General features: G+C 52.7%; 25 protein-coding genes and 1 pseudogene. 11 read left to right on the forward strand and 15 right to left on the reverse strand.

Annotated elements, in window-relative coordinates; genetic code table 11:
* Positions 1-80: 80 nt before the first annotated feature.
* From AC6I8T_RS27205 to AC6I8T_RS27215, 3 genes are all read left to right on the forward strand, one after another.
* Positions 81-857: an alpha/beta fold hydrolase gene (locus AC6I8T_RS27205; protein WP_208727114.1), complete on the forward strand. Its 777-nt coding sequence runs from the start codon at positions 81-83 to the stop codon at positions 855-857.
* A gap of 66 nt (positions 858-923) precedes the next feature.
* Complete coding sequence (locus AC6I8T_RS27210) at positions 924-1,601, forward strand: heavy metal response regulator transcription factor (protein ID WP_208727112.1); 678 nt, start codon at positions 924-926, stop codon at positions 1,599-1,601.
* A complete protein-coding gene (locus AC6I8T_RS27215; RefSeq protein ID WP_497834904.1) occupies positions 1,598-3,004 on the forward strand; it encodes a heavy metal sensor histidine kinase in 1,407 nt (468 codons plus the stop codon). Before AC6I8T_RS27210 ends, AC6I8T_RS27215 begins: the two co-directional genes overlap by 4 nt.
* 5 nt (positions 3,005-3,009) lie before the next feature.
* Here the strand turns inward: AC6I8T_RS27215 and AC6I8T_RS27220 are convergent, their stop codons facing one another.
* From AC6I8T_RS27220 to AC6I8T_RS27230, 3 genes and pseudogenes are all read right to left on the reverse strand, one after another.
* Positions 3,010-3,720: an ArsR/SmtB family transcription factor gene (locus tag AC6I8T_RS27220; RefSeq protein WP_208727348.1), complete on the reverse strand. Its 711-nt coding sequence runs from the start codon at positions 3,718-3,720 to the stop codon at positions 3,010-3,012.
* Positions 3,717-4,110 (reverse strand): annotated as a pseudogene (locus AC6I8T_RS27225) (amino acid-binding protein). The gene AC6I8T_RS27220 and the pseudogene AC6I8T_RS27225 overlap by 4 nt, the downstream one beginning before the upstream one ends.
* Positions 4,103-4,426, reverse strand: coding sequence for an antibiotic biosynthesis monooxygenase family protein (locus AC6I8T_RS27230; RefSeq protein WP_208727347.1), 324 nt, complete (start codon positions 4,424-4,426; stop codon positions 4,103-4,105). The pseudogene AC6I8T_RS27225 and the gene AC6I8T_RS27230 overlap by 8 nt, the downstream one beginning before the upstream one ends.
* Positions 4,427-4,826: 400 nt before the next feature.
* On the opposite strand from AC6I8T_RS27230, the gene aegA reads away from it, so the two are divergent.
* From aegA to AC6I8T_RS27250, 4 genes are all read left to right on the forward strand, one after another.
* A complete protein-coding gene (gene aegA / locus AC6I8T_RS27235) occupies positions 4,827-6,776 on the forward strand; it encodes a formate-dependent uric acid utilization protein AegA (protein ID WP_497834905.1) in 1,950 nt (649 codons plus the stop codon).
* Between the two features lie 388 nt (positions 6,777-7,164).
* Positions 7,165-8,508 (forward strand): MFS transporter, encoded by a 1,344-nt coding sequence (locus AC6I8T_RS27240; protein WP_021185531.1) that lies wholly within the window; start codon positions 7,165-7,167, stop codon positions 8,506-8,508.
* 276 nt (positions 8,509-8,784) lie between these two features.
* The gene (locus AC6I8T_RS27245) at positions 8,785-9,468 is read left to right on the forward strand and encodes a helix-turn-helix transcriptional regulator (RefSeq protein ID WP_208727345.1); all 684 of its coding nucleotides are present in this window, start codon (positions 8,785-8,787) and stop codon (positions 9,466-9,468) included.
* 6 nt (positions 9,469-9,474) lie between these two features.
* Positions 9,475-10,122 (forward strand): PAS domain-containing protein, encoded by a 648-nt coding sequence (locus AC6I8T_RS27250; RefSeq protein ID WP_036627251.1) that lies wholly within the window; start codon positions 9,475-9,477, stop codon positions 10,120-10,122.
* Between the two features lie 44 nt (positions 10,123-10,166).
* On the opposite strand, the gene AC6I8T_RS27255 is transcribed toward AC6I8T_RS27250, so the two are convergent.
* The 6 genes from AC6I8T_RS27255 to AC6I8T_RS27280 form a co-directional block, all read right to left on the reverse strand.
* Positions 10,167-11,402, reverse strand: a complete 1,236-nt coding sequence (locus tag AC6I8T_RS27255; RefSeq protein WP_208727344.1) for an MFS transporter — start codon at positions 11,400-11,402, stop codon at positions 10,167-10,169.
* A 10-nt stretch (positions 11,403-11,412) separates the two neighbouring features.
* The gene (locus AC6I8T_RS27260; RefSeq protein WP_208727343.1) at positions 11,413-12,549 is read right to left on the reverse strand and encodes a metallo-dependent hydrolase; all 1,137 of its coding nucleotides are present in this window, start codon (positions 12,547-12,549) and stop codon (positions 11,413-11,415) included.
* A 286-nt stretch (positions 12,550-12,835) separates the two neighbouring features.
* Entirely contained in the window at positions 12,836-14,104 is a 1,269-nt protein-coding gene (locus tag AC6I8T_RS27265; RefSeq protein ID WP_208727342.1) for a histidine-type phosphatase, read from the reverse strand.
* A 23-nt stretch (positions 14,105-14,127) separates the two neighbouring features.
* Positions 14,128-15,486, reverse strand: a complete 1,359-nt coding sequence (locus AC6I8T_RS27270; protein WP_208727354.1) for an MFS transporter — start codon at positions 15,484-15,486, stop codon at positions 14,128-14,130.
* Between the two features lie 106 nt (positions 15,487-15,592).
* Positions 15,593-16,402: an inositol monophosphatase family protein gene (locus AC6I8T_RS27275; protein WP_497831203.1), complete on the reverse strand. Its 810-nt coding sequence runs from the start codon at positions 16,400-16,402 to the stop codon at positions 15,593-15,595.
* 124 nt (positions 16,403-16,526) lie between these two features.
* Positions 16,527-17,507 (reverse strand): LacI family DNA-binding transcriptional regulator, encoded by a 981-nt coding sequence (locus AC6I8T_RS27280; RefSeq protein ID WP_497834906.1) that lies wholly within the window; start codon positions 17,505-17,507, stop codon positions 16,527-16,529.
* Positions 17,508-17,764: 257 nt separating this feature from the next.
* Between AC6I8T_RS27280 and AC6I8T_RS27285 the strand changes: the two genes are divergently transcribed.
* Positions 17,765-18,928, forward strand: coding sequence for an AAA family ATPase (locus tag AC6I8T_RS27285; RefSeq protein ID WP_497834907.1), 1,164 nt, complete (start codon positions 17,765-17,767; stop codon positions 18,926-18,928).
* Between the two features lie 15 nt (positions 18,929-18,943).
* Here the strand turns inward: AC6I8T_RS27285 and AC6I8T_RS27290 are convergent, their stop codons facing one another.
* On the reverse strand, positions 18,944-19,279 hold the full coding sequence (locus AC6I8T_RS27290) for a hypothetical protein (RefSeq protein WP_021185540.1): 336 nt from the start codon (positions 19,277-19,279) through the stop codon (positions 18,944-18,946).
* 93 nt (positions 19,280-19,372) lie between these two features.
* Here AC6I8T_RS27290 and AC6I8T_RS27295 point away from each other — a divergent pair, with 93 nt between their 5' ends.
* Positions 19,373-19,639: a DksA/TraR family C4-type zinc finger protein gene (locus AC6I8T_RS27295; protein WP_036627261.1), complete on the forward strand. Its 267-nt coding sequence runs from the start codon at positions 19,373-19,375 to the stop codon at positions 19,637-19,639.
* 15 nt (positions 19,640-19,654) lie between these two features.
* On the opposite strand, the gene sgrR is transcribed toward AC6I8T_RS27295, so the two are convergent.
* Positions 19,655-21,355, reverse strand: a complete 1,701-nt coding sequence (gene sgrR, locus AC6I8T_RS27300; protein ID WP_497834908.1) for an HTH-type transcriptional regulator SgrR — start codon at positions 21,353-21,355, stop codon at positions 19,655-19,657.
* A 96-nt stretch (positions 21,356-21,451) separates the two neighbouring features.
* Between sgrR and AC6I8T_RS27305 the strand changes: the two genes are divergently transcribed.
* Entirely contained in the window at positions 21,452-22,273 is an 822-nt protein-coding gene (locus tag AC6I8T_RS27305) for a shikimate 5-dehydrogenase (RefSeq protein ID WP_497834909.1), read from the forward strand.
* Here the strand turns inward: AC6I8T_RS27305 and AC6I8T_RS27310 are convergent.
* From AC6I8T_RS27310 to AC6I8T_RS27325, 4 genes are read right to left on the reverse strand one after another with little or no spacing between them, the layout of a single operon-like run.
* Positions 22,270-22,572 (reverse strand): PTS lactose/cellobiose transporter subunit IIA, encoded by a 303-nt coding sequence (locus tag AC6I8T_RS27310; protein WP_036627274.1) that lies wholly within the window; start codon positions 22,570-22,572, stop codon positions 22,270-22,272. The genes AC6I8T_RS27305 and AC6I8T_RS27310 overlap by 4 nt on opposite strands.
* Positions 22,572-23,963: a glycoside hydrolase family 1 protein gene (locus AC6I8T_RS27315; RefSeq protein ID WP_208727336.1), complete on the reverse strand. Its 1,392-nt coding sequence runs from the start codon at positions 23,961-23,963 to the stop codon at positions 22,572-22,574. Before AC6I8T_RS27315 ends, AC6I8T_RS27310 begins: the two co-directional genes overlap by 1 nt.
* The gene (locus AC6I8T_RS27320; RefSeq protein WP_021185546.1) at positions 23,944-25,290 is read right to left on the reverse strand and encodes a PTS sugar transporter subunit IIC; all 1,347 of its coding nucleotides are present in this window, start codon (positions 25,288-25,290) and stop codon (positions 23,944-23,946) included. Before AC6I8T_RS27320 ends, AC6I8T_RS27315 begins: the two co-directional genes overlap by 20 nt.
* Before the next feature lie 10 nt (positions 25,291-25,300).
* On the reverse strand, positions 25,301-25,618 hold the full coding sequence (locus AC6I8T_RS27325; protein WP_021185547.1) for a PTS sugar transporter subunit IIB: 318 nt from the start codon (positions 25,616-25,618) through the stop codon (positions 25,301-25,303).
* Between the two features lie 334 nt (positions 25,619-25,952).
* Between AC6I8T_RS27325 and AC6I8T_RS27330 the strand changes: the two genes are divergently transcribed.
* Positions 25,953-26,894: a LacI family DNA-binding transcriptional regulator gene (locus tag AC6I8T_RS27330; RefSeq protein WP_208727335.1), complete on the forward strand. Its 942-nt coding sequence runs from the start codon at positions 25,953-25,955 to the stop codon at positions 26,892-26,894.
* Positions 26,895-26,908: the final 14 nt, after the last annotated feature.

The following is a 26,908-nucleotide window of genomic DNA, read 5'->3' on the forward strand; positions in this document are numbered from 1 at the left end:
TCATCTTCTTGTCAGCACGTTGTTGGTCCCAGGCGGATAGATTGGCGCATGAACACCTTTGTTGAATTTGAGGATAAATCATGAAATTACGTCATCTCTCCGCCATCGCATCGCTGGTCATGGCGGCTTGTAGCGCCACTGCTCACGCGGATAGCACCACGGCACCACAGGAAGTGAAGAACATCGTTCTGGTCCACGGCCTGTTTGCCGATGGTTCCAGTTGGGGCAAAGTGATCCCCCTATTGCAGGCGAAAGGTTTGCACGTTACGGCGGTGCAAAATCCGACAACCTCGCTGGATAATGATGTTGCCGCCGTCAAACGCGCGCTGGCACAGCAGAACGGCCCGGTTATTCTGGTGGCGCATTCTTACGGCGGCATGGTGATCAGCCAGGCGGGTGATGAGCCGGAAGTCAAAGGCCTGGTTTATATTGCCGCCCGCGCCCCTGAAGCCGGTGAAGATTACCCGGCGCTGACCAAAAAATACCCGGCGGCACCGGCCTCGGCGGGCCTGAAGTGGAATAATGGCGGTTATGGTATGTTAACCGAATCAGCTTTCATTCATGATTTTGCCGGGGACCTGCCGACAAAAGAAGCCCTGTCATACTACGCAGTACAGCAGCCGATCGGTAAAGCCATCACCCAGGCAAAAACCACGATGGCGGCCTGGCATGACAAACCAACCTGGTATGCGGTATCAACCGAAGACCGCACCATCAACCCGGATTTAGAACGCTTTATGGCGAAGCGTATGCACGCACAAACTATCGAACTCAAGTCCAGCCATGTATCGTTGATTTCACAGCCTGTCGCGGTGGCCAACCTGATTATGAAAGCCGCTCACGTCCCAGGTTACTAAGTTATAATGACGCGAATGGGGTGCGCCTCGTACCCTCTTCTCTCCTTGTTACGGGATTGCCATCGTTTGAAAATCCTCATTATCGAAGACGAAGCAAAAACGGCAGCTTACCTGGTGAATGGCCTCAATGAAGCGGGTTACACCGCTGACTGGGCGGCGAACGGTATTGATGGTCTTCACCTGGCGCGGGAAGAAGTTTATGACCTGATTCTGCTGGATGTCATGCTGCCGGAGATGTCCGGCTGGACGGTAATGGAGCGTCTGCGCGCCCACAATCAAACGCCGGTGCTGTTTCTCAGCGCACGCGGTACGCTGGAAGATCGTCTGCGTGGGTTAGGACTGGGGGCCGACGAATATCTGGTTAAGCCATTCTCTTTTGCTGAACTGCTGGCGAGGATTCGCATCATTTTACGGCGAGGTCAACCGATAGCGGAAGCGGAAGAAGTCCTGTCGCTGGGGGATTTGATGTTGGATGTGGCGAAATTTCGCTGTGAGCGTGCAGGTAAGCGTATCACGCTGACCAATAAAGAGTTCAAGCTGCTGCTGTGTTTATTGCAACACCCCGGTCAGGTGCTCTCGCGCACATTCCTCGCTTCCCGCGTCTGGGATATGAACTTTGACAGCGATACCAATGTGGTGGATGTCGCCATCCGCAGATTACGACAAAAAGTTGACGATCCTTTCCCGGTACGGTTGATCCATACCGTGCATGGTGTTGGCTACCGTTGCGAGGTCGAGGCATGAAGCGCGCCTCGCTCACGTTTCGCCTGTCGCTGTTGTTGGCCGCTTTTTCTTTCGTGGCATCGGCGGTGATGGGCAGTGCGCTTTACTATGCACTCCGACATCAGCTCTCCCTGCGCGATGACGCGGCGCTGGTGTCCCGCATTGACCAAATCAGCACCTTGTTGAAAAATCTCGACGCGCGCCAGTTGATCCGCGAAAAACCGCATCTGTTTGCCAATATGCTGGGCAACACCGAGTCGCTACTGGTAATCCGCTATGTTGACGGTGCAACGTTGTTGGAAGTGAATCCAATGCAGCGCGCAATTCCTGTCGCTACCCCTGTTGCCGCCGGTCAAAAACTCTCACTGGAGGCGGTGCATCATGCAGACAGTGCAGATGGGACACCGATGATTTACATGGCCGCCATCAGCCCCTCGACGAATAATTTGCCACCACTGGAGATTCTGACAGCACGGGTGTTAAGCGACAGAACCCATATTCTTGCCGAGTATCGTAATAATATTTTATTTTTCGCATCGTTGATGGCGGTGATATCCGTGGTGCTCGCGGTTATTTTTGCCCGTCGTGGGGTTTCGCCGCTGCGCAGGTTAGCAGATCGTACGGCGCAGATTGGCACCAGGACCCTCTCCTTCCGGCTGAATAAGAACGATGTCCCGACTGAACTGGATACGTTAATTGACCAGACGAATGCCATGCTGGAACGTATGGAACGGGGATTTCAGCAATTGAAGCAGGTGAGTGCCGATATGGCACATGACTTGCGAACGCCCATTACTACTCTGCTGGGGCAGACGGAAGTCGGGCTGAGTGCTACTCGGGATAACGCTTATTATCAGCGACTGCTGGGGTCGAACTTTGAGGAGTTACAGCGCATGTCACGGATGATCGACAACATGCTGTTTCTGGCGCAGGCGGAACAACCTGACCAGGTCATCCAGTGTAGCGATATCGATATCAGTGCAGAGATGGCGCGGATTTGCGCCTATTTCGAAGATCTGGCCGCCGACCGGGATGTGACCCTCCGGACGCACGGCGGCGGTAAGGTATTTGCCGATGCCATGCTGTTGCGTAGAGCGCTGGCAAACCTGCTGTCAAACGCCGTGCGTTTCGCTCGCGCAGGAAGCAAAATTGATCTGATTGCTGAAGCTCTGTCTGATGGGATGAGTATCCAGGTGATTAACCACGGTGAGACGATCGCCCCCTTACACCAGGAGCGGATCTTTGATCGTTTTTATCGGGCTGACCCTTCCCGTAACAACTCGGCGCATTCCAGCGGGCTGGGACTGTCAATCGTCAACTCAATCATGCAGTTGCACCAGGGACGCTGCTGGGTTGAAAGCCGGGATGGTATCACCTGTTTTGGTCTGATGTTCCCCGACGCAAAACGCCTGAACAACGTATAAAACATTCACGGATTCATTACCCCAAACTGCCGCTGTAACGCAATTTTGCCCCTGGCGGTGAAGGTCACCTCCCGATATCCGGGCGTGATGGCTATCCATGCTTTTTGCCGGAACAGCGTCAGCAGTGCCGCACCGGCATCCCCTCCCAGATGAAAGCGTCTTTCGCTCCAGTCGAGGCAGGCACAGCAAGCTTTACGCCGGGATAAAGGATTCAGCACCGCGCCCAGATGCAAAAAATGGGTTTTGCCCGCAGGTGTCAGTGCTGCACCTCCGGGTTCCAACCAGCCTTCCTGCTGCATAAAGTCGTAAATCTTCACAGCGATTTCACCTGCGAGGTGGTCATAGCAGGTTCTGGCATGGCGGAGATGCCGCGGTGTTCGTGATACCGCTGACGTGCCGGGGTTTATCGTCACACCCATCAGCGTTTCCAATAGCCCGGCAATTTCGCGTCCGGCAAGGCGATAATAGCGATGTCGCCCTTGTGTCAGGCAGAGGATTAGCCCGTTACTGAGCAGCCGCGAGAGATGACCACTGGTGGTGGATGGCGCAATGCCCGCCACCGCACTGAGTTCGGTCGCGGTCCAGGCGCGCCCATCCATTAATGCGCAGAGCATACTGACCCTCGACGGGTCAGCTATGGCGGCGGCAACGGCTGACATGGATTGTTCCAGCGAACTCTCCGGCAAGTCATCGGATGCGATATTCAACAGGTTCATGCAGGAGGTGTTTCCCATTCTCGCGTCGCTTCGGCGGCCCGTTCATGATTGTCAGTGACAAGAATAAGCCGGTTACTGTGATCGCTGTACTGTACCAATATATTCACACCGCTACGGGCAATTGCATCGGCAATTGCCCCCAATTCTCCGGGACGTTCCTGACGTAATTTTCTGATCAATGGACGACAAATGTTCCTGACGTCAAAGCCTGCGTCAGCCAGTACCTGAAGCGCTTTTTCACCGTCTTCAACCAAAAAATGAGCATGCTCTTCTTCGGCGGTTGCAAACATCCCCCCCCCCTTCCAGGCCAACACCATTTTTACCCAACAGTTTACCAAAAGCAGCCAGTGAGCCGGGGGTATGCTTAAGAACAACGTGAATATCATACATGGTGTAGCGACTCCTGATCTGACGAGTAATCCCGTAATACGTGGACAACGCGAATTCTGTAAAACGCAAAAATCGAACTTTTACCCTCTTCCTGGGCAGACTGATGCATCAGATTGTCTTTCCAGCGGGCCACCGACGTCTCATCCTCCCACCATGACAGGGAAAGTATCTTTTCGGGATTATTCAGACTCTGAAACCTTTCCAGGGCGATAAACCCTGGCGCATCTGCCAGCAAGGGTTTCAACCCGGAGGCGAGTTGCAAATAGCGCGCCTGGGCAGCGGGTAAGGCTTCTGCTTCAAAAAGAACCGCAATCATTTCAACACTCCATCATTAAGATGGCGTCAGTTTATGCCCGACAGAAAGCGATGCTTCGGTCGGCACCGAAATATGGAAAGTGGTCATAGCAAACAGCTACACAGGAAATACCAATGTTTTGCGGTTTCTCGATGATATTAGTTACAACAGACAAAAGAGAATACAAAAAAATACTGGTTTGTGACACTGGCGAAAGGTGCCCTCAGTCTCGCAATCTGGAAAAGTTTCCTGCTGACCGAAGCCGTATTTTAACGGAAATAACTAGGTTGTTGTAACTAAGAGCGCAGCGTTAATATCCTGCTACCGAAAGACCAATATGGGCAAATGAACATTGTCAGTGGCGGGTGTTGCGGATAACCTTAATAACCATAAAATTTAAATGGGTATCAGGAAGGTTGTCATGAACCGTTTTATGATGGCAAACAGCCAGCAATGCATCGGATGCCGAGCCTGCGAAGTCGCCTGTGTCATGGCTCATAATGATGAGCAACATGCGTTAACCCCCGAGCAGTTCACTCCTCGTATTACGGTGATTAAACATCAACAACAGCGTAACGCTGTCACCTGTCATCATTGTGAAGATGCACCCTGTGCCCGTAGCTGTCCAAATGGCGCAATCAGCCGCGTCAATGATTCCGTGCAGGTTAATCAGCAGCTGTGTATCGGCTGTAAATCCTGTGTCATCGCCTGCCCTTTTGGCACCCTTCAGGTGTTAATCACTTCCACTGGCAAAGCCACCGCGCACAAATGCGATCTCTGCCTTGAACGCCGGGATGGGCCGGCCTGTGCGCAAAATTGTCCTACGCATGCTTTGCAACAGGTGAATAACGTTACCCTGACCAAACTGGTGCAATCACGCCGCCTGCGTGCCGCCAGTCAGGAGGCGCAACCCTGGCACCAGGTCGCCGTGCTGCCACCTGTATCTGACCATGCCAAAGTACGGCAAATGAAAGCATCGCCACCACGGGGAGAAGCAGACAAACTCCCGTTGGTAATGCGCCAACAAAGCTTTGATGAAATCTACCTGCCATTTCATGCAGAGCAGGCACAACGTGAGGCACAGCGCTGCCTCGCTTGTGGCGAGCATAGCATTTGCGAGTGGAACTGCCCCCTGCATAACCACATTCCACAATGGATAGCACAAGTGAAAGCAGGCAATATCGCCGCCGCCGTGGCACTTTCACATCAAACCAACTGTTTGCCCGAAATCACCGGTCGCGTGTGCCCGCAGGACCGCCTGTGTGAAGGTGCCTGTACGCTTCACGACGAATATGGCTCAGTTACCATTGGCAATATTGAGCGATTTATCTCTGATCAGGCACTGGCGCAGGGGTGGCGGCCCGATTTAAGCACGGTGCAACAGGTGAATAAACGCGTCGCCATTATTGGCGCGGGTCCAGCCGGGCTGGCCTGCGCGGATGTGTTGGTGCGCAACGGCGTAAGCGCGACAGTTTATGACCGCCACCCGGAGATCGGCGGTTTACTGACCTTTGGTATTCCTTCTTTTAAACTGGATAAAGCGTTACTGGCGCGTCGGCGTGAGATCTTCAGCGCTATGGGCATCCGCTTTGAGTTGAACTGTGAGATTGGCAAAGATATAGCGCTGGAGACATTGCTCAGTGACTATGACGCCGTATTTATTGGCGTCGGAACCTATAACTCGATGAAGGCAAACCTGCCTAACGAAGACGCCCCCGGTGTCTGCGATGCACTCCCCTTCCTGATCGCCAATACCAGACAATTGATGGGGCTGCCACCCGCTGCCGGACAACCATTTATCAACACCGCCGGTCTGAACGTCGTGGTGTTGGGAGGGGGAGATACCGCGATGGACTGCGTGCGCACGGCGCTACGCCACGGGGCGAATAAAGTGACCTGTGCGTATCGTCGCGATGAGGCCAATATGCCTGGCTCCAGGAAGGAGGTGAAAAACGCACATGATGAGGGGGCAGCGTTTGAATTCAACGTACAGCCGGTGCAACTGGAACTGGACGACAGTGGCAAGGTTTGCGGTATCCGTCTGCTGCGCACACAACCGGGTGAGCAAGATGCGACGGGCCGCCGTCGGCCAGTGCCGATTGAGGGAAGCGAGTTTGTCATGCCTGCCGATATCGTGATTATGGCGTTTGGTTTTAATCCTCACGCCCTGCCCTGGCTGGTGAGTCAGAATGTTCAACTGGATGCCCGTGGCCGCATTGCTGCCAACGTTAACAGCACCTACCGTTACCAGACCAGCAATCCGCAAATTTTCGCTGGCGGTGATGCGGTGCGCGGTGCAGACCTGGTGGTGACGGCGATGGCCGAAGGTCGTCATGCGGCACAAGGTATGATGGACTGGCTGGAAATATAAGATGGGGTGTGCAACCGACCAAAATATGAATTAATTGTTTCTGAATATCGATAATAACGGTTAAATTCGCCACATCTGGTGGCGAATTGAAATCCCGACAGACAGTTAATATTTATAAAATATGTGATCGACTTCAAACAAATTTTAAAATGCCGTAAATACCTGAAAAAAATAATAACTTTATTATGCAAATGCACATTGCCTTGCGTCAGGGTAAACCTTATCGTTTTCTGGTGGAGAAATAAATAACAACGTTAAATCAGGATTGATATGTGCAAAGCGACCTGCATTCTTCCAGTGTAAATAATTAATTTATTCCAGGCATCCCTGACTTGAACAATTCATTATTTACATTTTTAAAATTCTATCAAGTTTAAGGTGGTGCCAGATGGCTCAAGTCAATGAAGTCGGCGATGTTGTTCATGCCAGGAAAACCAATGTCAGGTGGCATGTTGTTATTATTCTTTTTATCATAACCGCCGTGAGTGTTGGCGATCGCTCCACGCTGGCAATTGCCGGTAAAGATATGACCACCTCTCTGGGAATTAACCCTGGCCAGATGGGATGGGTATTCTCAGCATTCGCCTGGGCATACTGTATGGCACAGATTCCCGGCGGCTGGTTACTGGATCGTTTCGGTTCAAAAAAAATCTATCTCTGCGGCCTGTGTTTGTGGTCAGTGTTTACTTTATTGCAGGGTTTTGTGGAAGTTTTCCACGGTTCCACTGCCATCATCTGTTTCACCGTTCTCCTGTTTCTGGTTGGCCTGTGTGAGGCGCCGGTCATGCCGGGAAACAGTCGTTTTGTCGCCGCCTGGTTTCCCTCTAAAGAAAGGGCTACCGCCGCCGCAGTTTTTAATTCGGCGCAATATTTCGCGACGGCGATTTTTGCACCCATAATGGGTTGGCTGACACTGAATTATGGCTGGCAATCTATTTTTATCTTTATGGGCCTGTTGGGTATCATCATTACTTTCTCTGCGGCCAGAGTCATCCATAATCCGTTGAACCATCCCCGCGTGAATGACGAAGAGATTGAGTATATCCGTGAAGGCGGCGCCCTGGTGGATATGGATCAGGGCAAGTCAAAGACAGCTTCCGCATTCAATATCAGCGCCTTCAAGCAATTGGTCACTAATCGCATGTTATTAGGGATTTATCTTGGTCAATATTGCATCAACGTTTTGACGTTCTTTTTCATTACCTGGTTTCCACTTTATCTGGCAATGGATAAGGGTCTGGATATCAAAACGGTTGGATTTATTGCGGCCATCCCGGCAATTTGCGGATTTCTGGGCGGATTGATGGGCGGTGTGATCTCGGACCGTATTTTACGCATCACAAAATCACTGTCTATCGCACGTAAAACGCCCATTGTCCTCGGCATGCTGCTCTCCATGGTGATGGTGTTCTGTAACTATGTCGACTCGATTTACCTGGTTGTCTTATTCATGTCACTGGCTTTTCTTGGCAAAGGCATTGGCGCACTGGGATGGGCAGTGATGTCAGATACCGCCCCGAAAGAGATGGCAGGTGTCGCCGGTGGGTTGTTTAATTTGTGTGGTAATTTCGCAGGCATCATTTCTCCGGTTGTCATTGGCTATATCGTAAAAGCCACAGGACATTTTGAATGGGCACTGGTATTCGTTGCGATCCATGCGCTCATCGCCATTTTCAGCTTTGTGGTCATCGTTGGTCCGGTTAAACGTATTGAACTGAAAAAAGCGCTTTAAGCCCTACCGTGCCACGGATGGCGCCGGGTCTGATTCCAGTCAACCTTCTCCTGACAACCCGCATATTTATTTCCTCAGAAAAAAGCCCATTTCCAAAACAGAGATGGGCGAATTCACTTCCTTTTTTTTGTTTTTTTACTAGTATTTCCCTGATGCTGCTTTTTCAGCTTAAAAGTATGCCGTTTCGGTACAGATGTGAAAGGTTGACTTCAGGTAGGGTTGGATTTATGTAGGGTTATTTTTATGTAGTTCTATGTCAACGGAGAGACAAAATCGATGAAATCATTATCAATACCCCATAATTTAATTCAGATGTTTGAAAATGACACCGTGGTAGGGTGGGCGATCAAAGACCGTACCTCAAAATTTGTCTATGTAAATAAAGCATTCAAGATCTGGCAAACTATCGCCACCTCTTATGATTACGAAGGCCGTAAGATCCACGACGTTCCGGTACCAGTCGCTGAATTTGCCGATATATTTGAGCAGCAGGAAAGGTTTGTAGAAAGCACAGGAACTATTTTAAGAGCCATCACGACGCATATTCAGGGTCGTGAAAAGATAATGCAGCCGGTTTATAATATTCAGGAACCACTTTATGACGAAAGCGGCACATGCATAGGGACAATAATAAGCGTAAGACACGTTAATATCCTTACACCCACATCATTATTAAATGGCAAGCTGAATCAACACGCTACTTTTCAAACTCCATCTGATATTTTTACAGAAAAGGAATGGGAAGTAATGTATTTATTACTTTGTAATCTCAGCCTTAAGGAGATAAGTAATGTTCTTGGCATTTCTGTAGATGCCGTGAACGGGAGGCTGAGAAGCTCCTTCAGAAAAACCGGTGTAAACTCATCGGCGGCATTAGTTGATTTTTGCAGAACCAGTAGATTTGATAACTATATTCCTCAGTTTTTCCTCAAAAAAGGCCACATCGTCATAACTGGTTGAGAAAAAATGGAATTTTACTTCAAAAATTCATTGCTGGGATGGGCGGTAAAAGATCACTCATCCCGATACGTTTATGCCAATGACCGAGCCTGCAATTACTTCAACATCCCTTCTGATAAAATAAACGGGTGTACAGACCGGGATCTGATTAAAGATATTGATAGCGTTTACCACAGCATCATACTCGATGATCAAAAAATCGCCCGCACCGGCAGGATGAGTGTTGTGGTGAAAATCGTGAGTTATGGTGGAAAGGATGAACGCAAAGCATTCAGGGTTGAAAAACGCCCCTGGCAGTTCAAAGATGGCTCAGTCGGCATCATCTGTACTTACATTGAGTTGGCTAACGTTTATTTTTCAACGTTCATCACGCATTCCAGTCGAAGATCACTGGTATTCACTAAACCTTCTGATTTTTTCACCGACCGGGAATGGGAAGTGATTTTACTATTATTTTGCAGTGTCAAACAGAACATCATGTCAGACATGCTCGGTATTAGCGCATTCACGTTAAGGAACAGGATAATACGTTGTTGTCAGAAGGCGGGAGCACTGAATACCTCGAGTCTGCTGCAATATTGCTATTGTAAGGGGTGGGATAATTATGTCCCACCTTACTTTTTAAACAAGAGATACCTGGTCATTGAACAATAATGGGACAAGCACTGGCGGACCTTAAGCCCGCCAGCATGTCACCGTTAAAACGGCGCCACCTGCGCCAGACTCACGGGGTGCCGCTGCCGCCACCAGCCAAAGCTCAGTAAAGAAATTCCACCAATGATGACCAGAGCACCCAGCAAGGTGAAGCCTGACATATAACTTCCCGTACGCGCATACAGAATCGCGACCATGAAACCCGCCAGCGTCCCGCCACCACCGGCACCAATGCCATTGACGATGCCCGATGCAGCCCCCACCGCATGAGGACGCACACTTGACTGGATGATCGACCAGATATTCGGCGTAAAACTACTGGCGTAATAGCCCATTGCCAGGGTGATCAACGTCATTTTCACCACGGCGCTCTCCACCCACGGCAACAGCAGCAACATCGCGCCAGGGATCAGCAGACCCAATGCGGCGATTAAAATCCGCTTACCGGTTTTGTCACTCAGCCATGACATAGGGATAGCCAGCAATACGGCCAGCAGGTAGGGCAGCGCGCTGGCAAATGCCTGGCTCCATCCGGTGAAGCCGAGGGATGTCACCACCATTGGAATCCAGAGCGTAATCCCCCAGAACAACATCCCCTGCGTAAGATAAGTGATGATCAGCAACACAAACGACATGCCACCAAAATCCTCACGGGTCAGACGCACTTTGCGCGGGGCCACCTGCGCCTGCTGCAACGGCGCATCACGCGTATTCAACAGCACGCGGGCATAGAGCGGCACCATCACAAGTAATCCAATGCCGCCACAGAGGAAAAAGAGATTACGCCAGCCCATCATATTGTGTAGCGGTGTCAGGATGATAAATCCCAGTCCGAGCGCTAAAAACTGGCCGTAATAATGGATAAGGCTGTTGGCGCGGGTCAGTTCTGCCGGGGAGAACCACAGCCGCACAAAGCGGGATTGCTGCGGCCAGTAAATCCCTTCCGCCACCCCCAGCACGAAGCGACAGGCGACCAGAAAGGCCACGCTGCTGACCAGGCCGGTGGTGAGGGTAGCCAAAGACCAAAGTGCCATCATACCGATCGCAATGGTTTTAGGGTCAAATCGGGTGGTGAAGATACCGCCGGAGATATTCGCAACGATATAACCGATGAGAAAAGCCGTCAGTACCAGGCTTGAGGTGGTGGCAAACCCAGCTCCGCTAAAACCGAGATCCTGAGCCACGTCCTTCAGCGTAACGGAGAGATTAGTGCGGTCGATGTAAGAGATAAACATACCCAACATCAGCGTACCGCCAATACGTAACCATGGAGATTGCATAGAGATGACCTCAGTAAAAGTCAGCAGCGCGCCACAAGGGAACGCCTGCTTTCAGGGTGAGTTGAGGCATCAGCAACTGGCTACCTGTCAGGGTATGCTGATGGACATCGGTAAAGGTAATCGAACGATTTTCAAGCCGAAAAAGCGCCACATCGGCATAACTGCCCGGCGCCAGGGTGCCTATCTGATGTTGCATTCCCAGTAAGGCCGCAGGCCGGGCGGTACAGCAGGCAACCACCTGGTGCAGCGACAAACCCAGCGCAAGAAACTTCGACATCACCCAAGGCAAGCCATACACCGGTGCACGGTGTAACGTCATTGATGACAGATCGCTACTGATGATATCCGGCAGAAAATCATCCTCCACGGCACGCTGAGCCACCCGCTGGGAAAAGTTATTGCGGCCATGAGCACAATCAAAGATCACCCCGCGCTGGCGTGCCTGGCGCGCCGCAGGCTTAACGCGCCCCTGTTCATCAAGCAGTGTGTCCCCTTTGCCGTGGTAGCAATGGGCGAACACATCCCCAGCACGGAATATCTCCAGCAGTTGTTCGGTGGTTTGCACCGGGTCAGTCATGTGCACGGCGACACGACAATTTAGCGTCTCAGCCATCTCAACGGCACGTATCATCGGACGGGAACCCAGTTCACCGACAATGCCGCGTTCTTCTTTCAATTTCAGACCGAGCAGAACATCAGGATACTGGCGGAAAAGTTGCTGTAATCGGGGGAGGTCGAAATACGCCGGATCGTGATTCTCTTCTTGCCAGAGCTGGCCTGCCGGGTACGCTGCGACATAAGCTTTAATACGCACCAGGCTACGGGGGATCTGGTCGCGCAGAAAGCTTTCGACATTGGCGCTCCCGGCAGAACCGGCATCAACCACGGTAGTGACACCAAACGGCAGGGTGGCAAGATCGGGAGGTACGCTACTGTGGGTGCCGCCATAAAATACATGGGCGTGATAATCAATTAACCCGGGAAACGCATAGCAACCGGCAGCGTCGATAATCTCAGTCGTGCCGCTGACAGGCGTATCCTCCGGGGCAATGACATCATTCAGGATATGGATATCCTGACGGCATTCCGTTCCTCTGGCGGGATCAATAACAATGGCATTCTTAATTAACAGATGTTTTTCAGGCATAGGGGCAGACCTTATTTGTGGTTATTCACCTTTTATTCCCTCTAAGCCTGGTGTTAAACACTGAATTAAGCATCGTTCATCTGCCCGGATTTAACGCCATCAGGAGCTGATTCTCTGTGAAAATAACCAATTTGATTTTAACTGCTTCACACTATTTTTTATTTTGTGAGCAACCCCGTGTTGACACAAAAAATAACATATTTACATAAATTGACGCACGGAAATAGCAAAATCGCTGCGTTAACATAGCAGCAGACCTCTCAGTCTGCTGCCACTCATCAAGGATTTACGGGTAACTCACTGGTGTGATTGCGCTCGGGTCGAGATGTTTACTCAATGTCTTGATTGCCGACTTCATCGGGCACAACGTACCGACGTCAGTGATACGGCAGTCGGCCTGACGCCACTCTTCACGCAGCAACGGATGAGCCTGGTCGACTGACTGTAAATGACGCAGGTCGTCCAGACTTTGTCCCTGAAAGAAGACATGGATAAACCGCTCACCACTTTGCGTGTCACGCCAGCGCTCAAAGACCAGACTGCTTCCCGGCGGAATATTGCCACGCGTATAGCCCGGCAGCGTCCAGCTGAAGCCCATCAGCGTGCGCACCATCGCGATATTGGTATCATGTGCAACCAGCAGTAACCAACGCGTATCCGGCATCGACGCCGGGGTATGATCCACCCCCTGCAACATGGCGTTCAGCAATATGGAACCCCGTTTCTGCGCGGTATAAAGCACGTCATTACTGAGATCATAATTGGCGGTCAGCAAGGGCAAGATCTCGGTTATCTGTGCAGCCGTTGTGATTTTTCCCCAGGCGAGCTGACTGAGCGGCAAATTTTCATTCCAGCCAAGCCGCAAGGTTTCCACCATATTAGCCAGCACGCTCAGACCCTCAACATAGGTTTTGCCACTTTTGCTTTGTTTAATTTGCCAGGGTTTATCAAAAAAAGAGCAGTCCGTTCCGGGAGCGCATACCGCGGTCTTCAGTGCGCTCACCGCAGGCTGCAATGCCTGTTGTCGTGCCGCCAGATCCCCCGCTTTGGCCTGTACCGCTGCCAACTGTGTTGCCGGTTCGGTGTTCGTCGCCGGAAACGCTTCGGTCTGGAACAACGGATCGTTCTCCTCCTTCACGCGGTGAATGGCAACACCACAACCGGGAAATGCCCCATCAACCAACGCCAGGGCTGTCGCCTGGGTACGTTGTAACGGACTGGCTCTGACATAGATATCCTGTGGCTGCGGGCAACCGGCGGTCAGTAAACCGAGCTGGCGATAGTGTTCACCTTCCCAGCGTCCTTTGTTTACCACCGCCGCATAACCATGTCCGGTCAGTTCACCGTCACGGGTGACCCAGGTTGTCCAGTGACGATGCGTGGCGGCCTCGATGTCCTTGCGGTTATCCGGCGTGGGTGGCCGGATGCCGTGGCGGCTGAGTTCCACCACTTTCTCCAGTTGATAATGTGCTGCTGCGTGGGTTTGCGTTGCGCATAACCACAGTGCTCCGGCGATGAACAGGCGTGCAGCGGCCTGATGTCTGCGTGGCATCATAATCTCTTCCTTTATTGAGGTAATTAAGATGAAAACAGGGTGCGGTGTTCGCTGGCGTTGCGTCTCGCCACCATCACAGCAGTGACAAAACACAACAACGCGGAAACAAGACCGGCTGCCACCCAAAACAGGGACAACGTGTGAAAATCGTAAAGTTTTTTGCCGTTTTCCATCACCGAGGTTTTATCGATGATAAAGCCGGTCAGGAACTCACCAAAACCCGCGCCAGCGTAGCTGACAATACCAATGGTGCCCAGCGCAGCGCCTGCTGCTTTGCGCGAGGAGATATCCACAGCGAGCAAACCGCCCAGAAAACAGGTCAGCGCGCCAATGGTGGCACCGAAGATCACCATCGACAGAATATCGGTGTAGTAGCTGTGTGGGGACCACAGCATCAAGGCAAATCCGGCGGTGTTAATCAGACTAATAAAACCCGCCATAATGCTGCGATTGCGGGCAAAGAAACGGTCTGATAACACGCCAGCGAGAATGGTGCCAACGATGCCGGCAATGGCATTTACACCAATAATGGCGGAGGCTTCGACGGTGGTGTACCCCTTGCCTTGTTGCAGGAAAAAGATGCCCCAGGAATTCACACCGTAGCGATCGATATACATAAATGCCGAAGCCAGCGCCAGCGTCCAGAGCGCCGGGTTGCGCAGCGCCATCAGTTGATTACGCAGCACCGAACTTCTGGCTTCTTCTTCTTCAAGCGGTTCATCGCTGATGGTATTGATTGAGGGAAAGCCACTGCTCTGCGGCGAGTCACGCATAAACAACAGCATGATCACCACGCCAGCGGCACCCAGCGCCGCGGTGGAGAGATACCCCATATGCCAGCCGTAACCGGCAATAACCGCAGCAATCACCATGTAGGTCATGGCTTCGCCGATATTGTGCGCCGTTGACCAGATGGAATAGAAGGTGCCGCGCTCCTTCGTCCCGTACCAACGTGCCAGCGACACGGCACATGGCCCGACCCCCATTGACTGTGCCCAGCCATTGATGCCCCAGAAAATCGCCAGCATCATGGCATTGGTGGTCATGCCCATCATCAAGTTCATGCCCGCACTGAGCAATAATCCCAGGCTCATAAAGCGCACCACGTTGGCATGATCCGCGAGAAACCCGTTCACAAACTTACCGATGGCATAACTAAAGAAGAGTGCAGAACCAATCATGCCCAATTCTGACGGTGAAATCCCTAAATCCACCAGCGCACTTTTGGCAACGGTAAAGGAAAGACGGCACACATAAAAGGTGACGTAAGCCAGTGTCATCGCCAGAAAGGTCTGCCAGCGCACCACACGAAAACGGTTTTCATTAAAAGTTATGCCGTCTTTCGCCGGGCTGGCCCGGAAAAAGCTGAGTAATCCAGACATCATCGTATCTCCGTTGGGCGGAGGCGGTGCTGATTGATGTGTTTCATCCCTGAGAGCGTGTTCCCTGTTGTGTAGAGTACATAATCAGATGCCCTACCCGTGCAGGTTAAAGTAAGGGTTGTTTAACCCATTGTTTTAATTGTGGGTAAATCTTTTCACTTGCCAAAAGAACAACATTTCCGCGCGCGATCCCCTCCGCCGCCAGATAATCGTTGGTGATACCTCCCGCCTCCCGCATCAACACGATCCCTGGTAATCCATCCCAGGGGTTCATATGCGGCTCGTAATAACCAATCAGACGACCCGCCGCAGCCCAGGCGCTCATTAACGCTCCAGAGCCATTGCGCACGAACATGCCGCCATGTTGCAGAAGTTGGTCAAGAAACGGCAGGAAATCTTCGGTAGAAACGCGATGCGACGTGCCAACACCCATCACCCCACCCGCGACGGTGGTCGCCGGATGCGGCGAGATTTGCTGATCGTTCAGCCACGCGCCCTGCCCTTTGCAGGCATGGAACAGCTCGTGGTGATTGGGGTCATACACCACGCCGATCACCGGTTCGCCGTCAATAACGATAGCCAGCGAGAGACACCAGGTATGCAGGCCGTTGAGAAAACAGCTGGTGCCATCGATAGGGTCCACTACCCACAGCACCGATTTCCCCTCATCGGCCGTGCCGCTCTCTTCGCCGAGGAAACCATCGTTCGGAAATGCCTCCGCTATCCGCGATTTTACGAAGGACTCCACCTCACAATCGGCGCGGCTGACCACATCCTGCAAGTCGCTCCCTTTGTGCAGGGTTTGCAGACTGTCACGCTGTTGATAGAACTCATACGCCAGTTTTCCACCTGACTCAGCAAGACTACAGGCGAAGCGATAGCGCGCCAAAAGCGAATCATTTTCACTGGTTAACATAATCTCTCCCTAAAATGCACACGCGTGCATTATGCGATAAAAAATTAGCCCCGAAGGGCAGAGAGAGTGTGGCGGCAGTCGACAGATTATACTGTGACCGATGCCGCATAAAATTAATTTTCCATTAAGCGCTGTTACGGATAATTAATTTCACTGGTACGGCACGCTGCCGTGAAGGGAGATCAAACTGTGCAATCCGTGTGATAAGAAGATCGACCGCATGGTGTGCCAGTGCGTCGGTATCCTGTTGAATTGTCGTAAGATGATAGGGATCCCATTCAGCCTGGGGTATATCATCGAACCCGATGACAGCGGGGAGTACCGTCCCATCATTAAGGGAACGAAGACCGTCAATTGCGCCCAGCGCCAGCATATCTGTGGCACAAATCAGCACATGGCAGCGACTCAGGGTGATGGCAGCGGCACGCCCTGCCGCATAACCACCACCCGCGATAAATTGTGGGGTGATGTTAAAATCAGGGGCAGCTAACACCAGCGCCTGATAACGCTCGCGCGTACTGAAATTCGACGCATCTTCTCCAATAAACCCCACATCCTGCCAGCCTCGTTGCCGACAGTAATCCACCATCAGCTGCATTCCCTGCGCATTATCGCTGGCAACACGATCGCAACCTTGCAGATTGGCATCACGGTTAATCAGGGTGACCGGGATTTTGCGCGCCAGATACTCCTCCGCCAGGGAGAGTGGCGGCGCACCTGAAGTAATAATCACCCCCGCCACATGGTAACTCAGCAGTTGTTTCAGCGAAGGCGCAAGCTGTTCGGGATCGTCGGCGTTCATCAGCAACGGCATAAACCCCTGCAACGCCAACTGATGCACCAGCGGCGAAAGCAGCTTACTGCGGAAAGGGTTGTCAAAACCGGAGGTAATAATACCGATGAAATTGCTGCTCCCGGTATTCATCGTGCGAGCGATAATGTTGACCTGATAGCCCAACTGTTCAGCGGCCTGTAATACTTTGGCGCGCGTTTTTTCCGCAACGGATGCCCCGGGAGTAAAGGTACGTGACACCGCAGAACGTGAAACACCCGCCAGACGGGCCACATCTTCGGCCTTCACCCAGTTTTTGTTTTTCTCACTCATGCTGAGTCTTCAATGTGATCATCCATTTTTGTGGAGAAACATTCACATTATCAAATCTGTGAGGCGTTGCAATCTCATGCATCTATCGCCATGCGGGAATTTCATATTGAAATATACGAATTAATTTAATAACTATCAATAAATTATATTTTCCAGTGCATGGGAAAGATCTCGTGTTTTTCCCTGTTGCCAGCCGTTAAGGTTGTGAATCGGCAGTGGACGTTGTTTACTGAGGCAATCAAGGGAGGGACCAGCCTATGTTAACCTGCTTTTCCATCGCCAATTATCGATCCATCCGCGATCTGACCTTGCCGCTGGAACGCTTGAATGTGATTACCGGCGAGAATGGCAGCGGTAAATCAAACCTCTACAAGGCGCTGCGCCTGCTTGCCGAGACAGCCAAAGAGGGGGTGATCAATGCGCTGGCAGAAGAAGGCGGGCTGACCTCAACCTACTGGGCAGGTCCGGAAACGCTGTCGCGCAGTATGAAACGTGGTGATGTGCCAATCGAAGGTGGGCCACGCCATCATGAGGTGCGCCTTAAGCTGGGCTTTGCCAGTGACCATTATGGTTATGCGATTAGCCTGGGCTTGCCGACCCCGAGTTCATCAGCCTTTGCTCATGACCCGGAGATCAAGCGAGAGGTTATTTTTAATGGTCTGTACTACCGCCCGGCTTCCTCATTAGTCGAGCGAAAAGGTAATCTGCTTAAAGTCCGCGCAGACAGACAATGGCAGGTCGCCACACAGAAAGTACCGGTCTACGGCAGCATGTTCGACCAACTGGCCGATCCCACCACTGCGCCTGAGGTTTTCCAGGTGCGTGAAATGATACGCAACTGGCGTTTCTACGATCATTTCCGTACCGATAAAGACGCCCCTGCACGCCAGGTGCAACTGTTAACGCGCACCCCGGTTCTGCACCATGACGGCAGAGACCTGGCATCAGCAATTCAAACCATTATTGAAACCGGCGATCGCCAGGCGCTAGCCCGTGCAATTAACGATGCTTTTCCTGGCAGTCGGCTGGAGGTCATACAGCCAGGCGAGGGACGAGGTGCGATCGCTTTCTACCAACATGGTCTGCTACGTCCTCTTTCGGCCGCCGAACTCTCCGACGGTACGCTGCGGTTTATTCTTTGGGTTGCCGCCTTGCTGACGCCACGCCCACCCGAATTGATGGTGCTGAACGAACCTGAAACCAGCCTGCATCCGGATCTGCTGCCTGCACTGGCGCGCTTAATTTTTCAGGCCTCGCAACATACGCAAATTTGGGTAATCTCTCACGCCAGCCGTCTGGTTAATGCGCTGATGCAAGACTCAGAATGTCACCTGATTGAGCTGGAAAAGGAGTTGGGGCAAACGCAGATTAAAGGACAGGATATTCTCGACGTACCCGCCTGGCATTGGCCTGATGAGTGATGTCACACCGTCACGTCAGGTAAACGTCATTGCCCAGGTGATCACCCCAGCCACTACCGTGGTGAAGGTCAGCGCGACGAGGAAAAGAATATCGACCATTTTTTCCAGCCGGTGATTGCGCCGCTGGTTGCGGGTGCGTAGCGCCCAGTAAGACATGATGGTGGTCGCCAGATAAAGAATGGCATTGATGGCGAGCAGATCATCGCCAAGCGTATCTTCACGTCTCAGGGTGGTCACAACCTGAAAAATACCGATAACCGTAATACAAACGCCGACCATCGCCGCCGACGCCATAAAGATATGCACACAAATATCTTCATCCAGCCTGTTACTGATTTTGGGTTTGATCATCAGCATCACCTTAAAAAGAGCAACGTTCGATTTCTCAAATAGTGGTGATTCACTCTAACCTTATAAGGTTAACTCAGACTGAGGAGAGAGAATATGGCTAGCGGCTGGTCTGGTGATGGCGCCGTTCAGGATCAGATTGACGCCACTGTTGATGATGCCGTTGCCCGGGCACGGAGTCATCTGGGCCAGGGTGAAAGCGCCCACTATTGCGACGAATGTGGTGAGCCGATTCCCGAGGCTCGACGGCTGGCATTACCTGGGGTTCGCTACTGTATCAAATGCCAGAGCGAGCGAGACAAACATGAGGCCAGCCACAGCGGGTACAACCGTCGCGGCAGTAAAGACAGCCAACTGAGATAGCCTCTCAGGGCAGCGTTATTCCGGTTCTATCCAGGTTGAAGTAAAGTCGAACCAGCCCAGATTATTAAAATGCATCCCCTGTGCCTGCTCTGGCCCCTGCAAACGCATCCAGTGGTGAAACAATGGCTGCAACCACCCTTCCCTGATAATGATCTCCGTCAGTTGCCTGGCAGGGAGTACACCCGCACGCCACTGCTGCTGCCAGTGGGAAAATAAATGCTCATCGCCACCAGAAATGGAGGTTTTTAATAATGGCATACCGGTCAGCCAGGCACCGACATTCCAGGCCTCCGGCAAGGTAAAATTCACCGTACCTAACCATAAATCCGCATCACCGGCGCCTGCCGCCCAGGCTTCATAGGGCATTTCAATCGCCTCAACGTCAACACCACTGGCTGCCAGAATCTGCTGACATGCCCGAATTAACACGGGAAATTCCCAGTGTTGATGGTGGTACGCCAGACGCAGGCGTTGAAGGTCGGGAGTGCGCATTCCTCCTTTTGCAATCTGATGCGACCAGTCGGAAAGCAAGCTCTCTGCGGGTAGCCACAGCGCCCGGACCGTTTCCGGCATCTGTTGCCTGATGGCTTGCGGTGCCAATTGCGCCCGAATCCAGCGTCGGTGTGCAGGGTTATGCCACAGGGGCGAACGGCTGTCGCACAGCAAAAAGTAGCCGCCGCGCTCCAGTACCGGCTCTTCCGCTGACGCGGTAAAGTGCGCACCCAGCGCGGCGACGTACTCGATATCGCTCATCCCGGAACTCAGCAACGCCGAAGGTCGGTCGGAAGGGACGGGTTCCAGGCAGGTAATGATATCAATTTCGTCCAACAGGCTGCAAAAGCCAAAGTAGCGATCAAACGCGGTCAGGCGCAGGTGCCATTCGTTATTTTCCGTGACCTGATAAGGCCCGGAACCGACAGGGTGCGAGGCAAAATCAGGCCGCTGGTGATGGTCGGCGGGCAGAATCAATGCGGCGGCATCCGCCAACAATTGTGGCAACAACTCATCCGGGTGGCTCAGTTCAATCATGACGCTCAGCTCACCCTGCGCCAGCACGCTTTTAAGATGAGAAAAAAGTGGGGATTGCGCGCTGCGGGTCAGAGAAGCCACCACATCGTGGCTGGTTAATGACGTGCCATCGTGAAACAGCACTCCGGGACGCAGGTAGAATCGCCAGTGCAGCGCATCAAGCCTGCGCCAACGGTGCGCGATATCCTGCTCAACCTGCCCGGAGTGCTCATCAATACGTGTCAGCCCGCTAAATATCTGCCGGATCAGGTGAATTTCCGTACGCCGCAACGCCGTTCCGGGATAGAGATTTTGCAGAGGTCGATAATAAGGCACACGCAGCGACTGGCGTTCATCCTGCACGCTGTGGCCCAGGCGACCGCGCAGCAGGGAGGCCAGATGGTGTTTCTCATCACCCAATAATGTCAGGACACCACGCATATCGTTCAGATCCAGCAGGCGTTCAGCCTTTGCCAGCATCAGTTGCTGTTGTGAATAGCGTAGCTCCAGTTTTGCCAGATGCCCGCGACCGGGGCGGGCATGCCAGGCCAGCCACCCGGCAGATTGCATCTGGATAATCAGGGTGCGCATATGTCGTTTGCTGCAAAACAGCGCATCAGCGAGGGTTTGCAGCGTGGTAAGTGCCTCGCGCTGCGGAAACAGGGTTAACAACTTTTGATAATGCTGCTCAAGACGTTGGCTACTCATAAAAGATGAACTCTATAGCGCAAAAGACATCAATTTTTCATTTCCTCTTTTTAACGCACTATTTTCCCGCAGGCAATCAAACCGACGGGAACCCCCATGAGCAGAATGATCAACAAAGACACCCGCATATGTATGTCACTGGCGGCGCGACCAACCAACTTCGGTACCCGCTTCCACAATTACCTCTACGAGGCGCTGGAACTGGATTATTTATATAAAGCGTTCACCACTCAGGACCTGGCGGCGGCCATCGCGGGTATCAGAGCGTTGGGGATTCGGGGATGTGGGGTATCGATGCCGTTTAAGCAGGCGTGCATTCCGCTGATTGACGAGCTGGCCCCCTCCGCCGCCGTGATTCACTCCGTGAATACCATCGTCAATAACGACGGCTATCTGACCGGCTACAACACCGACTATATCGCCATCGAAAAATTGCTACAGAAATACGACGTTGCGCCGCAACTGACCTTTGCCCTGCAAGGCAGCGGCGGCATGGCCAGCGCCGTCGCCTGTGCGTTAAAAAATCACGGATTTCACCACGGCTACATCATCGCCAGAGATGACGAGAGCGGCAAAGCCCTGGCGGCAGCGCACGGCTATCAGCACCGCCATACGATGGAAGGAGTGACGGCTGACGTGTTGATCAATGCCACGCCACTGGGAATGGCGGGTGGTCCGGAGGCGGAGACGCTGGCGTTCTCATCCACGGCGATTACGGCCGCTCAGGTGGTGTTTGATGTTGTGGCGCTGCCGGAACACACACCGCTGATCCGTTCTGCCCGTGAGCAGAACAAAAAGGTGATCAGCGGTGCGGAGGTTTTTGCCATTCAGGCGGTTGAGCAATTCAGCCTGTATACCGGTGTCCGTCCTTCCGATGAACACTTCCGTCAGGCCGCCGCCTGGGCAAGGCAGGTTTAACGCTGATACAGATGGACGATCTCCGCCGATAACTCCCGCGCCAGCAACGATGTCATTAAATGGTCCTGCGCATGGACCATAATCAAGGTCATGGGCTGGCGACCTTCTCCCGCATCCTGCTCAATCAGGCGGGTTTGCATTTTATGTGCCTGGCGGGTGAAGGTATCGGACTGCTGCAACAGCTGTTGTGCCAGGGCAATATCTCCCGCCCTGGCAGCCTGCAACGCCTCAAAGCACAGGCTGCGTGCCTGACCGGCGTTAACGATAATCTCCATCACCGCCTCTTCTAAATCGATCATCATTGCTCTCCGTCAAAGCCGTTATTTGCCGCCGTGGCAGCAAACCATTCACCGCTTTTTTTCACGCTGCGCGTCTGGCTGGCGAGATCGAGCTGTACAAAACCGTAGCGGTTTTTGTAGCCGTTACACCAGGACCAGTTATCAATAAAGGTCCACATGTGGTAACCAAGGCAGTGGCTGCCCTCGGCAATGCCTTTGTGCAGCCACTTCAGGTGATCGGAGATAAAATCGATACGGTATTGGTCGTTAATCTGCCCGTCTTGCGCAAAACGCTGCTCGTTTTCCACCCCCATGCCATTCTCGGAAATAAAACAGCGTGGGTTGCCGTAATTCACTCGCAGATTGGTGAGAATGTCATAGATGCCCGGCGGGTAGATTTCCCAGCCACGATACGGATTCATGGTGCGTCCCGGCATTTCATAATGGTCAAAGAACCACTCCGGCATAAAGGGGGCCGCCGGGTTGACCGCATTTTCGCGGCATTTAACCCGCCGAGGTTGATAGTAATTGATACCCAACAGGTCGATTTTTCCTGCCGCGATCAGGGCGCTGTCCCCCGGCAGGCACGCCGGTAATTGATCGTACTGCTTCAGCAACGCCACCAGATCTGGCGGATACTCCCCCAGCAGCACCGGATCGAGAAAGCTGCGATTAAACAGCAGATCCGCATGATGCGCGGCGGTAAGGTCGGCAGGGTGTTGAGAACGGGGGTACGACGGTGTCAGGTTAAGAATCACGCCGATCTCGCCGCGATAGTCCCCGGCGCGATACGCACTCACCGCCGCAGCGTGGGCCAGTACGGTGTGATACGCCACCGTAGCGGCCCGGCGAAAATCGACCACATTGGGATAGTGGAAATCATAAAGATAGCCACCTTCCACCGGCACGATCGGCTCGTTAAAGGTGAACCAGTGCAGCACCCGATCGCCGAACAGGTCAAAACAGACCTGCGCATAGCGACCAAACGCTGTCACCACGTCACGGCTCTCCCAACCGCCTTTCTCCTGCATCGCCAGCGGCATATCGAAATGAAACAACGTCAGGAACGGCGTGATGCCCTGCGCCAGTAACTCATCAATCACGCAGTTGTAAAACGCCACCGCTTCCGCATTTACCTCACCCGTGCCATCCGGTATCAGCCGCGACCAACTGATGGAGGTACGAAAACTGTTGTGATTAAGTTGCTTAAGTAAGGCAATATCCTGCTGCCAGTGCTGGTAAAAGGTCGAAGTGTGCTGTGGCCCGACCTGCTGATGAAAACGCCACGGTTGTTGTGCAAACCAGTGGTCCCAGGTAGTGGCGCTTTTTCCGCCGCTATCGCTGGCACCTTCTGTTTGCAGGGCCGAACTGGCACTGCCCCACCAAAAATTCTCAGGAAACTGATACTTCATTACGTTTCTCTCCGGATTGAGTTGTCGCCGCCTGTTCCTGGGCTTTTTGTTCTTCAGATTTCATCAGGGAACGCTCATACGCACGCAGGAAAGGCAGGTACATCAGGGCTGACATCACCATGCAAATCAGGCACATCACCACCGGACTGATCGCCCAGTTGGCAGCCCAGGATGCACCAATTGGTGCCGGTGTGGTCCAGGGCGTGAGCGACACCACCTGGGCCAGCCAGCCCATCCTGGTGGCGGTCCAGGCGAGGATGGCATTAACCATCGGTACGCAGACAAAGGGGATAAACATCATCGGATTCATAATGATCGGCGCGCCGAACATTATCGGTTCATTGATGTTGAAGAAGCTCGGCACGATACCCATTTTGCCAATGGTGCGCAGATGGGTGGTGCGGCTGCGCAACAGCAGGAAAGCCAGCGGTAAGGTGGAACCCACACCCCCGATCAACAGGTAATGATCCCAGAATCCCTGAAGGTAGATGTGCGGCAACGCGGTGCCCGCCGCCAGCGCCGCCTGGTTAGCGGAGAGGTTAGCCATCCAGAATGGGTTCATAATCCCGGTGACGATCAAGGCTCCGTGAATACCGGCAAACCAGAACAACTGACAAAGCAGCACCGACAACAAGATCGCTGGCAGCGAGTCAGACGCCGACACCAGCGGCTCAAGCAGATGCATAATCGCTTCGGGAATAATCATCCCGGTCTGCGCCTGGATAAACAGATTGAGCGGGTGCAGCGTGCCAATGATCACCACCACCGGGATCAGGATTTCAAAAGAACGAGCCACACCGGTTGGGACTTCTTTGGGTAAGCGGATGGTGATGTTGTTGTGCTTCAGCCAGGCGTAAACCCGCGTCGAATAAATCGCGGTGATCAACGCGGTAAATATCCCCTGCCCGGATAAATAGGCTGTGGAGATAGTACCGTTGGAGTAAGGTGCGGCCACCAGCAGAAACGCCATAAAGGCCAGCAACCCCGACATGACCGGATCGAGCGAGAACTGCCGCCCGAGGCTTGCGCCAATCCCCACCGAGATAAAAAAGGTCATGACCCCCATGCTGAGGTAAAACGGCAACATCAGTTGCTCACGGTAAGTCGCGGAAAAATCCAGCCAGGCACGGGCAAAGCCGTTGGTGGTGGTGGCCGAGAATGGCGGGAAGATAAATACCAGCATGAAAGAACCGATAATCATAAACGGCAGCGCGGCAGTAAAGCCGTCGCGGATCGCTATGATGTATTTCTGTTGCCCGAGACGTCCGGCCAGCGGCGTGATCGCTTTTTCGATAACGCCAATCATCGACTGATATAACGAACTCATACCATCACCTTTATTCGTGAGCCGCCTCAATAAGCGAAAGCGCGAAATCCAGCACTTTGTCGCCGCGCTGCATACCGTAGTCCATCATCTCGATTGGCTGGACAGGGATCCCGGCGCTTGCCGCTTTGTCGGCCAGCGTTTTCAGCATGTATTTCACCTGAGGTCCCAGCAGCACCACCTGATAACGCGCAAACTGCTCGTCAAATTCGGTCACGCCATACGCATCAATTTCAACGGCCAGACCGCGTTCCTGCGCCACTTCTTTCATTTTGCGTACCAGCATGCTGGTGGACATCCCCGCCGAACAACACAACATAATCCTGATCATCGTCATCCATCCTTAAAGCTATGCCTCAATGTGGTTACGATTGGATATCATACGGAAACCGGTTTCCATGAAAGGTTGAACGAAGTGTGACCCGCATCAATTTCTGATGAATCGGCGCTTTTTTTATTAGATTCGCATCACAAAACATCATTATTTCAACCCATAACGGCGCGATTTATCGCGCGTCATTTTGGCATAGTTAAAAAACCGCGCGATAAATCGTGCCGCTACGGGATGGTGATTTTGCGCAAAAATGGAAAACCGGTTTCCAAGAATAAGGGAAGTCGTTATACTTCTGCTGGCTAAAGTTTGCTCAGGGTTTCCGGGGAGAAAGATGTCTACGATCAACGATGTATCGCGCTTAGCTGGGGTGTCAAAAGCCACAGTTTCTCGGGTGTTGAGTGGTTCGCGCGGAGTGAAGGAAGCCAGCCGTCAGGCAGTGCTCAAAGCGGTTGACGAACTCAAGTATCGACCTAACGTTATTGCTCAGTCACTCTTCAGTCAGTCTACCGGTTGTATTGGCGTCATCTGCGCCCAGGAAAACATCAACCAAACTACCGGCTACCTGTATGCGCTGGAAAAACAACTCAGCCAGCACCAGAAACATCTCCTGTTACGCTTCGCCAACAACAAAGCCGATGTGTTACATGCGCTCGATGAACTGAGCTGTGGCCTGTGCGATGACGTGCTGATCATTGGCGCGCGCTTCCCGCTCGATATCCAGGATGACAATGTGATTCTGGTCGATTGTGCCGAAACTGACTGGCCCAACAGCATCCAGTTTGACCACGGTTTTGCCGCTGAGACCGCCTGTAACTATCTGATCAGCCAGGGTAAGCGCCAGATTGCTTTGATCTATCCCGAGGCCGGTAACGCAGGCGAGCAGGTACTGAGTGGTTATAAGCTCGCACTGGAAAATAACCTCCTGCCCTATAATCGTAATCTGGTGTTTATGGATACGCCCTCATCATCGGTCGCGCTTCAGGTGCTGCTCAACAATGCCAGTACCCTGAATTTTACTGCGTTGTTGACGGCCAACGACCAGGAAGCACAACAGGTTATTACCCAGCTACAGGCCTTTAATAAATCGGTGCCGGGCGACATTATGGTGTTCAGCCTGGCCGGTTCAGTCCATTTACCGGGCATTCCCACCATTCCGGCCATTGAGTATTCACTGGATGCGATGGCAGCCAGAATTGTTGGTTGGCTGACGAGAAAGACGCAAGATATGTTGGGTTCCTGTACGTTACGCGGAAACTTAATCATTCCGCGCTGACACCACCGGAGTGA

It is taken from the genome of Pantoea sp. X-Soil-OKNW-556, from assembly GCF_059730695.1.